This window comes from Moorena sp. SIO3A2 (assembly GCF_010672265.1).
Classification (GTDB): domain Bacteria; phylum Cyanobacteriota; class Cyanobacteriia; order Cyanobacteriales; family Coleofasciculaceae; genus Moorena; species Moorena producens.
Genome location: NZ_JAAHHC010000091.1, coordinates 1 through 14,041, shown reverse-complemented (window position 1 = coordinate 14,041; position 14,041 = coordinate 1). Strand labels below are relative to the sequence as shown.

Sequence of the window (14,041 nt, the reverse complement as noted above, 5' to 3'; positions counted from 1 at the left end):
TGATAGAATAAGGGTAACATTTGCAACAGATAGGTCTTATTGACAATTTGAGACCTATCTTTTTCTATCACAGATCGTTACACTCTTGACGTATCAATCGTTTCAAGCCATATCGTCGCCCCCCCAGAGTTGAGAGACAACATCTACGGAAAAGATGGTTTTCAGGTCACGGCGGAGAATCTCTTCAATTAAATTGCGGGTTTTGCTCCGTTCAACATATTCAATGGCTTCAGTGATATTAGTTAATTCTAGGCAAACTTCTACCATGCTCCTATAAAGTTTGTTCCATTCTTCTGCTTGCTTGCGTTTGCTTTCATCACCAGAAACGATTTCCTCCCGCAAAGATTCTACGGTGTCAATGGCAAATTTAAATTTGGTGTAAGCTAAAGTAAACTGGTTACTACCTTTGTAAGTCAGCCCTAGGTTGAATAAAGTTTCTGCATGGTTTTGGGGAAAAGCGTCAAAGGTTCTTACTGTAAGAGCCTTTTGGAAACAAGCGATCGCCTGTTCTACATTCTGTGCTTTCTGACCTATTATTCTGTCAGAGTAAGCAAGACCGAGATTGTTTTGAGTACCTGCCCAATCAATAGGAAAAGCTTTAGGGGTGCGTACTTCTAAAGCGGATTTGTAGCAAGCGATGGCATCTTCTAGATTTTGTGCCTTCTGACCTGTGATTCTGTTCTTATAAGCAAGACCGAGATTGTTTTGAGTCATTGCCCATTGTTCGGGAAAAGCTTCACGGGTGCGTACTTCTAAAGCGGATTTGTAGCAAGCGATCGCATCTTCTAGATTTTGTGCTTTCTTTCCTTTGATTCGGTTACAGTAAGCAATACCGAGATTGTTTTGAGTCATTGCCCAATCAATAGGAAAAGCTTCACGGGTGCTTACTTCTAAAGCGGATTTGTAGCAAGCGATCGCATCTTCTAGATTTTGTGCTTTCTGACCTCTGATTCGGTTACAGTAAGCAATACCGAGATTGTTTTGAGTCATTGCCCATTGTTGGGGAAAAGCTTCACGGGTGCGTACTTTTAAAGCCAATTGCAAGCAAGCGATGGCATTTTCTAGGTTTTGTGCCTTCTGACCTGTGATTCTTTTTAAGTAAGCACTACCGAGATTGTTTTGAGTCATTGCCCATTGTTTGGGAAAAGCTTCGCGGGTGTAGACTTCTAAAGCCGATTGGTAGCAAGGGATGGCAATTTCTAGGTTTTGTGCCTTCTGACCTGTGATTCTTTCTGAGTAAGCAATACCGAGATTGTTTTGAGTCATTGCCCATTGTTGGGGAAAAGCTTGACGGGTGAAAACAGTTAGTGCCACTTCATAGCCAGTGATGGCAATTTCGATGTTGCTGGCTTGGTCACCCAAGGGGAATTGCTGAATTACAGTGCTGAAGTTAACAATACCTGCTGCTAAGTATTTCGCTTCATCTGCTTCTGCTTCCGCCAGTTGAATTGTTGCCCAAACCCGCCATAATTCTGCTAACTTCTGATTAAGTTTGTCTGTATTTGCTGCCAGTAATCGGTAAATTACCTGCTTATTACCCCTACTGTTTGCGGTTGCTTGTAGTACCTGCTTTAGAAAGTCAAGTTGGGCATCAGATGTATTGTCAGGCATTGCCATCAACTGCTATACAATAGCTATTAAAATATTATACTATTTGAATTTAAATGGAGCATTTATATTTGAGTTGTGAACATAATCTCTTAGGTAAAGGCAAGAGGCAAGAGGCAAGGTCAGCTATCAGCTTAAGCGCTACGCGAACAGCTATCAGCTATCAGTTATCATTTATCAGTTATCACCAAACGTTTGACTGCTGATAACTGACCACAATTCAACGATAAATGCTATACTATTTTATATATTTAAATCAAATTTATTGGAAATAAAATAAACTAGTAAAACCCATGACTATTGACCAAGAAATTTTTCAAACAGTTGTGATAATGCCAGAATCCCTGAAACAAGAACTGCTGCATTATGCCAAGTATCTGATGGAAAACTACTCCCAAGATGTTTCCCCAGAGCAGCATTCTGTCAAGAAACGTCGTTCAGGTATCTTAAAAGGAACCTTTGTTCTACCATTGCCTGATGATTTTGATGAACCATTAGAAGATTTTAAGGAATATATGTAATGACTTTTTTTCTGTTAGACACCCATACCTTTATCTGGTTATCTGAAAATGACCAAAATTTGCCAAAGAGACTAAGAGATATGATTGATGTCGCAGATAGCGTTTATCTTAGTATTGCTAGTCTCTGGGAAATTGCGATTAAATTGAATCTTGGTAAGTTATCACTGCAACGAAGTTATCAAACCATTGAATCTGAACTTCAATCATCAGATATTAGTTTACTACCTATTGCATTTATCGACACTCTGCAAATTTCTAATCTCCCCCTACATCATCGTGATCCATTTGATAGAATGTTGATTGCTCAAGCCATGAATAGATCCCTGGTTTTGATTAGTCGGGATAATAAATTTGATGCTTATCCAATTCAAAGGTTATGGGCTAGTTAACTGACTGATAAGGCTGTAAGCATTCAGCCGTTTACCATTTTTAAGAGCATTTTAGCGATTATTATACAGATAATCGCTTTTTTTTTTACTCCTAAAAATCCCCAAAAAAAATTTTTTAAAACCCTTGACAATCAAAATTATAATCATTACAATAATCAATGTAACAAGTTTAGTTTTTGACCTATGCCAGAAGAATTTACTCGGAACTTCAAGAAACAACCTGCTCAACAAACTCTCAAGGGTTCTCGTGAAGCAGTAATTTATAGCATGCAGATGCTTTATTCATTGGGCTATGCGGAGATTGCCGAGTGGACACCTCTGGAGCCTACTGATGTTCCAGGCGAAGTGATCACAACCATGACCAAGTATTGGTTGTTGCCATAACACCTTGTCTTGATGCAGTCGCTCATGGGGGAAACCACGCCAGTTGCTCATGGGGGGAACCCCCAAGACCGCACTGGCTCCCCAAGACCGCGCTGCATCGCTAAATTTCTGGGGGGGTTTCCCCCCCGGGAGCCTTGGGTTTGGTCTGATAGCATAGGATCACATCCGAATGGTTTCGGGTATTCTTCTGACATGAATCATTGAACTAGCCGTGGATAGTATTTCTACGGCTATTTTTTTTTGCTTTTGGGATGTATATATAAAGGGAATCGGGAATTGGGAATCGGGAATCGGGAATTGGGAATTGGAAGAGTGTAGGGAGTGTGGGGAGTTTGGTGAGTGTGGTAATTCTCTTATTTAGCGTTATGTAAGCATTCAGCTTCGATGTAAGCTAACATTTCATCAAATTGTGAATCGTCTTGATATTTTCCAGCCAATTTTAACCAAGGATTTTATTGAAATTAGAATTCCTTATGGAGTACCTTAAATACAGCTTTCTTTCCCTCTAAAGGTAATTGCTTTACTAACATGATGACTTGCTCAACTGTTATATCTAAGGTAGGCATACCGATGACGTCACTTTGTAAATTTATACTTGTTTTATTATAGTTTGACCCGGTGGTGCGTTACTGTTTCTTGATAAGCTATTACCAAAGATTCTAACGCTTCAGTTCCATTCTTAACCGCTTCTTCATAAGAATCGCCATGATTCCGCCATTTTTGTCCTGGTAAATCGGGAAAACCAACTAAAAAACAATTATCTTATTCTGACCATTGAATTATCATTTGATATTTAAGTTTGATCATCATTAAGATTACCCTCTACTTCATCAATAGCTTTTTGTACAGCGGTTTCTATTCTAATGAGATACACAGATTTTTTTCACTCTTGCCTCTTGCCTCTTGCCTCTTGCCTCTTCCCTGTTCCCTACTCCCTACTCCCTACTCCCTACTCCCTACTCCCTACTCCCTACTCCCTACTCCCTACTCCCGACTAATAGCTCAATTAATATAACTTTCCACTAAAGTCAAAATCGCTTGTTCTTGAAATCCATCCGCTAAATCTTTGAGCTTATTAGCAAAAGGCCGATAGTTTTCATGGAGATGTTCTATGAACATAGCGCGATCGCGAATCTTTCTCATACTGCCGAGCATGGCCAATTCGTAGAGTACTTCCATTTCCTCAGGGGGCGGCGGGATAATTGCTGCTGTCTGACTTGAGATAGTGCCATTTTTGCTCAAACCCATGTCATCAATTGGTTCATACACCCACTCAATCGGTAAATATTGCTCCAATAAAGCGAATAATTTATTCTGGTCAATGGGTTTGGACAGAAAAGCTTGACAGCCAATTATCTTACTCTTGTTATGATCCATATCCAGGAAGCTAGCTGAGACAGCAATGATGGGTATGTCTTTAATTTCAGGAATTTGTCGGATTTCGTTAACCGCTTCAAAGCCAGTTTTAACTGGCATGACTAAATCAGTCAAAATCAGGTCGGGGTGAAGTTCAGCCGCCATATATACTGCTTGTTCACCATCCTCGGCGGTGACGATATCAAAGCCGATCGGTGCGAGCATGTTGAGCAAAACTAAGCGATTTTCCAGTTGACCATCCACTACCAATATTTGGCATCGTTTACCCTTGTAGCCCTTAATTTTACCCACTATTTCCGGTTGAGCTTTGGTAACGGTTTTGACCACAGTAAAGGGGATCTCAAACCAGAAGGTAGACCCTTTACCGAATTCACTGGTTACCATCAGTTGACCCCCCATTAACTCCACCAGTTGTTTAGAAATGGCTAAGCCTAAGCCAGTGCGAGCAGAGCGCCGTTGGGTATCACCCACTTGTTCAAAGGGTTGGAAAATTGTTTCTAACTGTTCCGGGGACATGCCAACGCCGCTATCAATGACTTCAAAACGGATAACTGAAGTAGTCTGTTGTTGCTCAATTACAGCAAGTTTCGCCCCCCTAGCCCCGCAATTCTGCGGTGCGACCCGTGGCGAATTTAATTCCCCTACGGAAAGCGCACCGGTGGGGGAAATTGAGTTAAAGTCCCCCAGAATTGGGTGATTTAGGGGGCTTGCAGCTGTCTGTAGTGAGGTCAATTCATCTGAAAACGGCTGTAAACTAACTCGCAACGTTACTTGACCATGGTCAGTGAATTTAACAGCATTGCCCAAGAGATTAATCAAGATTTGTCGCAACCGTTTCTCGTCAGCTTGAATCCCATTGGGTAAATTCCCCACAGGGTCGTATTTGAACAAGATATCTTTTTCTAAGGCTCGCATGCGAATAATCGCTACCACACTTTCGATGAAAGTTTGAAAATGTAAGTCACTGGGGTAAAGTTCAATTTTGCGAGCTTCAATTTTAGATAGGTCTAAAATATCGTTGATCAGAGTCAACAAATGGTTGCCGCTTTCCTCAATAATACTTAAACCATCGATTTGCCTGGTGCCTAGGTACCCGTCTTGCTTGAGGATTTGAGAATAACCAAGAATGCCATTGAGAGGAGTATGCAATTCATGGCTCATATTGGAGAGGAATTCGCTTTTAGCTTGGTTAACCGCATCAGCTGCTTGTTTGGCTTGTGCTAATTCAGCAGTGCGTTCGGCAACTTTCTCTTCTAAATTGCTGTAAAGTTGAGCATTTTCTAGGGAAATAGCAGCTTGGGATGTGAGCAGATTTAAGACTTCTAATCTATCTGAAGTAAAGGATCCAGTGGTGAGATTATTTTCTATATAAAGTAAGCCAATTAGTTTACCTTGATGGATGATCGGAGTACACATCAGACTCCGGGGTTGCTGACTAATAAAATAGGGGTCAGCAGCTAAGATAGTCTCAACCGTGATATCATTGATAACTAAGGTTTCCGATTTCCGTTTAACATAATTAATCGCACTTTGGGGAATATCTGGGCTTTCTTCCACTGGCATAGATTCAACGAAAGCCAGTTGATTAGAAGTTTCCATAGCCTCGATCACTAACCGGTCACCTTTAACCAAAATTAGAGCGCATTTGTCAGCTCCAGCATTCTCCATCACCACTTGCATCAAAGTCGAGAGCAACTGATCTAGCTGGATTTGCCCAGATAGAGCTTGGGATGCTTTGATCACCGTAGCCAAGTCGAAAGTGGTTGAACCGTTAGTAGTGGTGGTATTAACTCCTTGAGTGGTGAGGTTGGTGATCGTCTCCCCGGTGCTGATATTGATAGTTTTCTCGGTAAGAATAGAACTGAGAAATTGGGGATAGCGAATTTCCAAATCCTCCACCTTAGCCAATGCGCCCCAGCGACTATAGCCATAGTAGGCACAACTCAGGTAGGCTTGGGCAATAGTTTCTTTACCCCACTCCAAGTAGAATTTAGCAGCCAGTTCATTAGCCAGGGCTTCCTCTTGGATGTATTGGTTTTCCTTTGCGCCAGCAATGGCGCGCTCATAATACTCCATAGCCTCAAGCTTTTGACCCAAAACACGATAGCGTTCGGCTTCTACTAAATAAAATTTGTGCAAATAATTCATCGGGGCATGGTCTGCCCATTTTTTTATTTTGTCTTGATTGTGGGCTATCTTATCTAAACTTTGTTTTTGTTGAGCGTGATTCTGTTGAGGATAGAGAGCTAAGCGAGTTAGAGAATCGTACCAATAGAAAACTGCAAAAACGAAAACGGCTGGTGCTCCATCTAAATAATTTTCGGCAATGGTGGCATGTTGCCAAGCTTGCCGATAATCCTGAAATAGATAACAGAGGAATAATTTATTCAGGTGTAGGGTGTAAATTGCCCTGAGGTTATTGAACTCCTGATGGAGTGGGAGCATGATCTGTTCGTCGTAGACTTCACCCCTTAAACAACAATAATTTTCAGCCTGTCCTAGCAAGTTTAAGACCAATTGCCAGGTGATGGCCGTAAACTGACGTGGCATCTCTTGCTTGAGTTGATCAATCCCTTGATGATATTTGGCACAGGTCTGGTCAAGCTCAGCCAGCTCCAAGCCGAGCCAAAAGGAATGTTCTAAGTAGAACATTGCACAGAAGGCAGATTGGTCAAAATCTCCAGTTTCTACCCCTACAGAGTAAGCTTCTAGCAAAGGGGTTAATGTTTCTTTCAGATGCACTTTCCAGGGCTTTGTTCCGAAATTGACCAGCAACATTACTCCAGATTTAAGCTGTTTCGCATTGAACCGTGCTAATAACTTCAGAGCCAGTTGACCGAATCGATTGTTGCCATCCATATCTCCACAAAGCTGCCAGAGAATGACTGCGTAACCTGCATAGGACACAGCAGACAAAGGACAATTGCCATTTTGGAGGGAGAGATTGACCTGTTTCAAAACGACTAACGGAAACAGTAGAGGATTGGTCCTATAAGCAACTGGCATCAGTCGCCAGAGGATACTCATCGCCGCTAGTTTTTCGGGTGCGGTCATCACCGGCAAATCAATTAAGTCCTCAATCTCTTTACCTTCTAAACCTGACTGTGTCTGGTGTAGTGCCAGCCCAATCTCTTCTGGACTGGGCTGTTGGGGCAGTTCTATCCCCAATAACTTCAGGACTTGGAGCCCGGTGGTAATGGCTTGCTCACCGTGGCTTTGAGCTTTATAGGCTTCAATCGAGACTTCATACGCTGTGATTTTGTCCAGTAGTGTTTTCCCTTGTGCCAACACCACCTGGACCATTTGCTCCATCTGCTCAAAGTCTGTATTGAGGTATGCCACCTCGGCGGCAGCTTGAGATAGGGCTAGGCTTAGGTCATACTGACGTTGCCAGCTATTTTTCCCCAGCAGTTCCAGACCTACTGTTAAATATCTCAGAGCAGCCCCATAGGCCGTCGCCGCCTTCGCTTTTTCTCCAGCAATACGATTTAATTGAGCTAATTCATCTCGCTGAGCTTGATCGGTGATTAACTCCACACCATAATTCAACTGGTTGACAATATCAAAAATCTTCTCTTCTCGTTTTGCTGTCGGGATATTTTTCAACAGCAGTTGCCCAATGGTTAGGTGGGTTAACTGTTTCTGGTCTTCCGGAATCAGAAAATAAGCCGCTTGCTGCACTCGGTCATGTAAAAACTTGTAACTTGGGGATTGGTGTTCGCGTAGCGTGGCCAATTGCTGATTGCTGATTGCTGATTGCTGATTGCTGATTGCTGATTGCTGATTGCTGATTGCTGATTGCTGATTGCTGATTGCTGATTGCTGATTGCTGATTGCTGATTGCTGATTGCTGATTGCTGATTGGGATAATTTGGCCTCAGTGCTTGATGGTGAATTACTATTAACGGTGAAGAACTTGTAAATTTCAGTGGTGGGTAACACCAACCCTTCTTGCAGGGATTTCCATAAATAATTCGCCGTATCGATTGGGGATTTATCATGAATAATCGCCAGGGTATCCAAATCAAATTGGTGGCCAATACAAGCCGCTACTTTCAAGACATCCTGAGTTTCTTTTGGCAACTTCTGTAACTGAAGTGCCATAAATTCTACCACATCATCCGTGAGGGCCAAGGGTCTAATTTGAGCAATATCACACTGCCAATACCCTTGATCAAAATTAAAGGTGATTAATCGGTCGTGATGGAGGGATTTCAGGAATTGGGTAGCAAAAAACGGATTTCCTTTAGTTTTCTGAGCGACTAGTTCGGTCAGGGGTTCGGCCAGTTCTATCCCACAAGTCAGGGTATCGGCAATCAGATGGTTTAAGTCGGATTTACTCAGGGGGTCGAGGGTAATTGTATTGAGTGAAACGCCAACGTTGGCCATCTCGGACAACGTGAGCATCAATGGATGAGTAGGATTTACCTCATTATCTCGATAAGCACCAATTAGCAGTAGATAGGAGGTATTAGTTTCTGCCATCAACACTTGCAGCAACTTCAGGGAAGCCGAATCTGCCCACTGCCAGTCATCGAGGAAAATCACTAGGGGATGTTCCTTAGTGGTGAAAACTTGGATAAATTTACTAAAGAGCAAATTAAACCGATTTTGGGCCGCCGTACCGGAAAGTTCGGGAGCAGGAGGCTGTTTGCCGATAATCCCTTCTAATTCTGGAATCAAATCCACCATCACTTGACCATTCTCACCCAAAGCAGACAGAATTTGTGCTTTCCACTGCATAAGTTGGCTATCAGTTTCCGTGAGTAATTGCTCCATCAAGTCCCGGAGTGCTTGGACGATGGCACTAAAGGGAATATTACGCTGGAACTGGTCAAACTTACCTTGGATGAAGTAACCCCGCTGCCGCACAATTGGTTTTTGGACTTCATTGACCACAGCGGTTTTACCAATCCCGGAAAAGCCAGCTACCAGAATCATTTCTGTAGATCCTTCACTGACTAGCTCAAAGGCGACCAGTAAGGTATTTACTTCGGCTTGACGCCCGTAGAGTTTTTCCGGAATTACGAAGCGATCGGACCTAGGAGCCGCTACGCGATCGCAAATATCTCGACTGCCCAACTTAATGTCAGCGATCGCGCCAAATCTTTGCAAGTGATAGGAACACTGTTCTAGGTCATACTTGAGTCCCAAAGCACTCTGATAACGGTCTTCAGCATTTTTAGCCATCAGTTTACTGATAATTTGGGACAGGAGTGGGGGAATAGCGGGGTTCAGCTGGTGTGGAGCTAATGGTTGTTTAGCAATATGACAGTGAACCAACTCCATCGGGTCAGTAGTGCTAAAAGGTAACTCTGTGGTGAGCAGCTTGTAGAAGGTTACCCCAGTAGCATAAAAGTCACTGCGGTAGTCAATTCCCCGATTCATCCGTCCAGTTTGTTCCGGAGACAGGTAAGCCAGGGTACCTTCGAGGCAGTTAGGACTAGTCAGGATTTGGCTTTCTTTCGGGAGTAGGGAGGCAATACTGAAGTCAATGAATTTGACTTGACTGGTGGTGGGATTAATCAGGATATTCCTAGGCTTGATGTCTTTGTGGATCACTCGGTGGCGATAGAGTTCATCCAGGATGGAGGCGATTTGAATCGCGATGTGGAGAAATTCCTGAAGTGACTGCTCACGGATCATACCGGGATGCTCTAGCTGATCCGTTATCCGTCTTTGGTGCAAGCTATCAGTGGTATACTCTTCCAGGGAGATGCCACCAAAGTCTTCCATCACCAATACCAAGGTATTGTGGTAGGACTCCAAGCTATAGATTTGGATAATTCCGGGATGGTCAAGATTTTTGGCAATAGTGTACTGATTGCGGAACTGGACAAGTTCCTGGAAGCTGGGATAGGGATTATTCAGCAGTTTGAGTACTACTGGTGTGTGGTCTGAGTTCCTAGTGCCACGATAAACTAGGGTTCTCGACCCATGGTAGACCAGGTCAGTGATGCAATAGCCTTTAATGTTGGGAGCAGTTGTGTTCATGGGTGACATACCTACGTGAGGGTATAGGGCATCTGGACCAATTCAAGCGGACTCACTTTATAGATTTCCCGTTTCCGCCAGACTAGGTAACATTGAGCCAGGCACTCAGCAGCTAGGTGCCATGGAATGCTATCGGATCAAGAAAGCTAAACTAAGGAAAATTACCCAAGTGAAGCTAGCGGGGAATCTCAACCATGCTCAAACCCAAATTAACCTTAATTGCTTTCCTATCAACTACTGGAATTGCCAGTGCTGTTTTGTTGGGTTCAGTTAGTCCAGCTGAATCTTGTATGTACAAGAAGTCCATTAACTACATAAGATCTGAGCAAGTGAATTGGTTACGCTCTCCTTGGGCAGCGGTTATTACCTTGCCAGGACTAGCTATGGCAGCAGCTTTGTACCTGGGTAATCGCTATTACTTAAGCGATCGCCAGTGAGCTTGTAAGCATATGCGCTACAGATGGTGCTACTTGAGGTGCCCTCAGCCCTCAGCCCTCAGCCCTCAGCCCTCAGCCCTCAGCGGTCAGTGGTCAGCCATTCGTGTAGCGTCAGTATTGGCCTTTGGCTGATAGCTGATAGCTGATAGCTGAATGCTGATAGCTGATAGCTGATAGCTGAATGCTGAATGCTGATAGCTGATAGCTGATAGCTGATAGCTGAATGCTGAATGCTGAATGCTGAATGCTGAATGCTTACAAAAAAATTGATTAAAATAGTATAAAATATACTAGTCCTAAATCAGTGGAGAAATCACTATGATTCAACAGGAAGAGGAAGTAACTTATACCCAAAAGACAGAGCGCATCCAAGCCTTTACCCAACTGATTAAGTCAGTGGCTCCACTGATTTGGACTGTAGTAATTATTATTGTATTCATTCCCTTAGTCAGCAAACTTATAATCCCCCATTCGACCAATCCTGCTCAAATTACCCCCTCGACTGAACCAACAGTTGTTATTGAACCTCGTCCCGACTTTAGTAAAGTTAATCAAGCGGTTGCTGATGCCGTTAAAGCATCTCACGCCAGTGCTGAAGGGTTTGCGGCCCAGGAGTTAGATGTTTGGGAAGCAGAGTTAATCCCCCGTGTGGATAGTTTTTTGGATTGGTATTTTGATTATTTCAATCAGAAAAAGATGGAGCTTTCAGTTCCTTTTATGTGGGGAAAGTATGCTATCATGCATCAAATCAATACCAAGCTACCCTCTGGCAAGGAAGCGATTGACGCCAAACTTACCGAGACGTTCCAAAAAGAATTTTCTAAACGAGTACTGGTTCCTCAAAATGCTCAAATGAGGATGGAACTAATCACGAATGATACGATTGAATTATATATGGCTGAGTTGGGCAACAATCTTAGTGACATCCAAAGCCAATATCAAATTCCTCAAGGTCAGTGGGATAGATATATTAACGAAATTTCAACGACAATTAATGATACAGAAGGAAACCTATCCAATATTTCCCTGAAATTGTTAATTGGTGGTAGTGGTTACTTGGTCGCTAAACCTATCCTAGTTTCCATGGGAGGAAAAGTAGCGAGTAAAGTTAGCACCAAACTAGCTGGGAAAGCTGCTAGCAAAATGGCCGCAAAAACCGGTGGTTTAGTGGCAACGGAGTTAGGAGCAAGTATAATTGATCCCCTGGCTGGTATCGGTTTATTAATTTGGGATGTTTGGGATTACCGCCACACCCTTAAAATCGAGAAACCTATTTTACGCAGCAATATATTAGGATACTTAAAACAGGTCAAAAAATCTTTGTTGAACAATCCTGAAACTGGGATTATGACAGCAATTTATCAGTTAGAAGATGGAATTTTACAGTCAGTTGAATCGTAAGCAGTCAGCGGTCAGCAGTCAGGGGTCAGGGGTCAGCTGTCAGCTGAATGCTTACGCAGATGTTAAGCTGCTAATACGGTTTCTTTACTTCTAATCCCTTCCTCTGCGTACTCCTGTAGAACAGGCTCATAAATTTCAGGAATACTGGGATATTTCAGACCTGTAAGATTCAGGGAACCTTCCAATAATCTTCTAGCAATCATTGCAGCGGTCTTGGAAGTCAGTTGTGAACAGATGGAGTAATGGTCACCCTGTTTAGCAGAAGGATTGGTTATAGAAATGATGCGTTCTTTTTTGTCGGGGTATTGCACGAGCATGTCGTAATACATGATAATTTGATCCACTTCTGTATCCCCTGGCTGATAAACCCCCAGTTTCTGAACCAGTAAGTCAGAGATTACATCACAATAGGAGGGCGAATCTTTGGGGGGAATAATCGGCTTATCGTCAAACAGACCCAGCCATTGATAGCGCATGATAAGATCATGGGAAACTGCTATACCCAATTTCTGAGCAACCAACGCTTTAGCATCACCATTTGTGCTGCCACACAGTTCTAGGACAATTTCCTGATAAGTTTTCTGAAGCAGCTCAGGGCGATATTGTGTATCTGAGAAGCCAAGATCAATCAATCCCTGTAAGGTCTCTCCCCAACCGGGGTATCTTAATGTTCCATGATAGAAGTTTCTAACATTATCAATACCGTAAACCTTAGGGTATAGATAAGCTCCAGAATCTGAATTTGGACGAGATTCAAATGTCCCTATATTGGGAACTTCAACCGTTCTAGTTTCTAAATAAACTTTGTCTCCTGGAATTAGGGGTATCTGCGAGTCCTTGATCCAGTCTCCAGAGCCATCTTTGATCTTAACCGAAGCAAAAAGGGATTTTTTAGGAGCCCAAAAGCACTTATAACCAAACGGATTAATATTAGGATTACAGGGTAGTACACCAACATGATACCAGAGATCGATAATCTCTCCGCCCTTAGCATGCACATCGTCAATCAGCTTTTTACCGATCATGCTGCCATATCCAGGATCTGTGCCAGCCTCTGTCACAATGGCAATGCCTTTTTCTTTTGCCTGTTGATCCAATTGTTCGAATTCTTGCTGAGTCTTGAACAAGTAGCCGATATGGCAGGTCATGATCAATGACACACTATGTTCCAGACAGTATTTTGTCACAAGGGGCTGATAGGGACCGGGTAAAAAGCTGATGACAATACTACTTTCTTTAATCAATTGATCAAGAGCCTGATTTTCGGGATTTGACCGATCAATCTCAATCGGAGAGAAACTGCGGCTTGAATGCTGATTGACAATTTCTTCTGCAGTCATCTTATTCCTAGAGGCTACAGTAATGTGATAGCCTCGTTCATTCAGATAGTCGCACAGAGGAGCAACTGACACACCCGAACCTAATAACAAAATGTTTTTCATCTAAATATCCTCATACATTATCAACAATTAATTCAGGGATTACTACTGTATTAGGAAGATTCAATAACATTAGCACTATATCGGCTATAGTTTCTGGTTGAATCATCTTTTCTGGGGATAAAGAAGAAGAGTCCTTGCCCATATTTGTGTTAACCCATCCTGGGCAAAGGGCGGTTACTCTTACACCATCTTCTTTAGCGGCATGGAACATGGCATGTGATGCCGCTAAAAATCCAAACTTACTGATAGAATAGCCAACTTTACTGTCTTCAATGTATTTAGCACCGTTGGAAACAATGTTAATAATCCGGCCTTCACTGCTCTGACGTAAATACGGTAAGCTGTTCGGCATTTAAATTGGTATAATAAAAATTAATAAATAACCCAATAATAGGAAATATGCCAGCAAAAAATTATCTGACAGCAAAAAACAATACTTCAAAAAGCCTTAAAAATAGAAGAAAATGGAAATATTAGAGAACGTATTT

The 14,041-nt window shown here is 42.5% G+C and carries 11 protein-coding genes and 2 pseudogenes; 8 read left to right on the top strand and 5 right to left on the bottom strand.

Going from position 1 to position 14,041, the window contains the following annotated elements:
- Positions 1 to 168: 168 nt before the first annotated feature.
- Positions 169 to 1,617: pseudogene (locus tag F6K64_RS36990) on the bottom strand (tetratricopeptide repeat protein); the annotation flags it as partial.
- Between the two features lie 47 nt (positions 1,618 to 1,664).
- Here F6K64_RS36990 and F6K64_RS36985 point away from each other — a divergent pair.
- From F6K64_RS36985 to F6K64_RS36965, 5 genes are all read left to right on the top strand, one after another.
- On the top strand, positions 1,665 to 1,814 hold the full coding sequence (locus F6K64_RS36985; RefSeq protein WP_287267929.1) for a hypothetical protein: 150 nt from the start codon (positions 1,665 to 1,667) through the stop codon (positions 1,812 to 1,814).
- Positions 1,815 to 1,901: 87 nt separating this feature from the next.
- Positions 1,902 to 2,129, top strand: a complete 228-nt coding sequence (gene vapB / locus F6K64_RS36980; protein ID WP_008180922.1) for a type II toxin-antitoxin system VapB family antitoxin — start codon at positions 1,902 to 1,904, stop codon at positions 2,127 to 2,129.
- Complete coding sequence (locus tag F6K64_RS36975; RefSeq protein WP_008180924.1) at positions 2,129 to 2,518, top strand: type II toxin-antitoxin system VapC family toxin; 390 nt, start codon at positions 2,129 to 2,131, stop codon at positions 2,516 to 2,518. The genes vapB and F6K64_RS36975 overlap by 1 nt, the downstream gene beginning before the upstream one ends.
- A gap of 183 nt (positions 2,519 to 2,701) precedes the next feature.
- The gene (locus F6K64_RS36970) at positions 2,702 to 2,902 is read left to right on the top strand and encodes a hypothetical protein (protein ID WP_008180926.1); all 201 of its coding nucleotides are present in this window, start codon (positions 2,702 to 2,704) and stop codon (positions 2,900 to 2,902) included.
- A gap of 211 nt (positions 2,903 to 3,113) precedes the next feature.
- Complete coding sequence (locus tag F6K64_RS36965; protein ID WP_154659699.1) at positions 3,114 to 3,263, top strand: hypothetical protein; 150 nt, start codon at positions 3,114 to 3,116, stop codon at positions 3,261 to 3,263.
- Between the two features lie 242 nt (positions 3,264 to 3,505).
- Here F6K64_RS36965 and F6K64_RS39295 read toward each other — a convergent pair.
- Positions 3,506 to 3,709, bottom strand: a pseudogene (locus F6K64_RS39295) (type II toxin-antitoxin system HicB family antitoxin).
- Between the two features lie 56 nt (positions 3,710 to 3,765).
- On the opposite strand from F6K64_RS39295, the gene F6K64_RS36960 reads away from it, so the two are divergent.
- Entirely contained in the window at positions 3,766 to 3,900 is a 135-nt protein-coding gene (locus F6K64_RS36960; protein WP_287251481.1) for a hypothetical protein, read from the top strand.
- Positions 3,901 to 3,904: 4 nt separating this feature from the next.
- Here F6K64_RS36960 and F6K64_RS36955 read toward each other — a convergent pair whose 3' ends face one another.
- Positions 3,905 to 10,273, bottom strand: a complete 6,369-nt coding sequence (locus F6K64_RS36955; RefSeq protein WP_287267927.1) for an ATP-binding response regulator — start codon at positions 10,271 to 10,273, stop codon at positions 3,905 to 3,907.
- A 194-nt stretch (positions 10,274 to 10,467) separates the two neighbouring features.
- Here F6K64_RS36955 and F6K64_RS36950 point away from each other — a divergent pair, with 194 nt between their 5' ends.
- Complete coding sequence (locus tag F6K64_RS36950) at positions 10,468 to 10,710, top strand: hypothetical protein (RefSeq protein ID WP_008180935.1); 243 nt, start codon at positions 10,468 to 10,470, stop codon at positions 10,708 to 10,710.
- 318 nt (positions 10,711 to 11,028) lie between these two features.
- A complete protein-coding gene (locus F6K64_RS36945) occupies positions 11,029 to 12,111 on the top strand; it encodes a hypothetical protein (RefSeq protein ID WP_287251479.1) in 1,083 nt (360 codons plus the stop codon).
- 62 nt (positions 12,112 to 12,173) lie between these two features.
- On the opposite strand, the gene F6K64_RS36940 is transcribed toward F6K64_RS36945, so the two are convergent.
- Both F6K64_RS36940 and F6K64_RS36935 read right to left on the bottom strand, forming a co-directional pair.
- Positions 12,174 to 13,553 (bottom strand): saccharopine dehydrogenase C-terminal domain-containing protein, encoded by a 1,380-nt coding sequence (locus F6K64_RS36940; RefSeq protein ID WP_071103480.1) that lies wholly within the window; start codon positions 13,551 to 13,553, stop codon positions 12,174 to 12,176.
- Between the two features lie 10 nt (positions 13,554 to 13,563).
- Positions 13,564 to 13,905, bottom strand: a complete 342-nt coding sequence (locus tag F6K64_RS36935) for an SDR family NAD(P)-dependent oxidoreductase (protein ID WP_287251476.1) — start codon at positions 13,903 to 13,905, stop codon at positions 13,564 to 13,566.
- Positions 13,906 to 14,041 lie beyond the last annotated feature (136 nt).

Coding starts and splice junctions, on each gene's coding strand:
- F6K64_RS36985 (WP_287267929.1), top strand. CDS start 1,665: ATGGAGCATTTATATTTGAGTTGTGAACATAATCTCTTAGGTAAAGGC.
- F6K64_RS36950 (WP_008180935.1), top strand. CDS start 10,468: ATGCTCAAACCCAAATTAACCTTAATTGCTTTCCTATCAACTACTGGA.
- F6K64_RS36935 (WP_287251476.1), bottom strand. CDS start 13,905: ATGCCGAACAGCTTACCGTATTTACGTCAGAGCAGTGAAGGCCGGATT.
- F6K64_RS36970 (WP_008180926.1), top strand. CDS start 2,702: ATGCCAGAAGAATTTACTCGGAACTTCAAGAAACAACCTGCTCAACAA.
- F6K64_RS36945 (WP_287251479.1), top strand. CDS start 11,029: ATGATTCAACAGGAAGAGGAAGTAACTTATACCCAAAAGACAGAGCGC.
- F6K64_RS36975 (WP_008180924.1), top strand. CDS start 2,129: ATGACTTTTTTTCTGTTAGACACCCATACCTTTATCTGGTTATCTGAA.
- F6K64_RS36960 (WP_287251481.1), top strand. CDS start 3,766: ATGAGATACACAGATTTTTTTCACTCTTGCCTCTTGCCTCTTGCCTCT.
- F6K64_RS36955 (WP_287267927.1), bottom strand. CDS start 10,273: ATGAACACAACTGCTCCCAACATTAAAGGCTATTGCATCACTGACCTG.
- vapB (WP_008180922.1), top strand. CDS start 1,902: ATGACTATTGACCAAGAAATTTTTCAAACAGTTGTGATAATGCCAGAA.
- F6K64_RS36940 (WP_071103480.1), bottom strand. CDS start 13,553: ATGAAAAACATTTTGTTATTAGGTTCGGGTGTGTCAGTTGCTCCTCTG.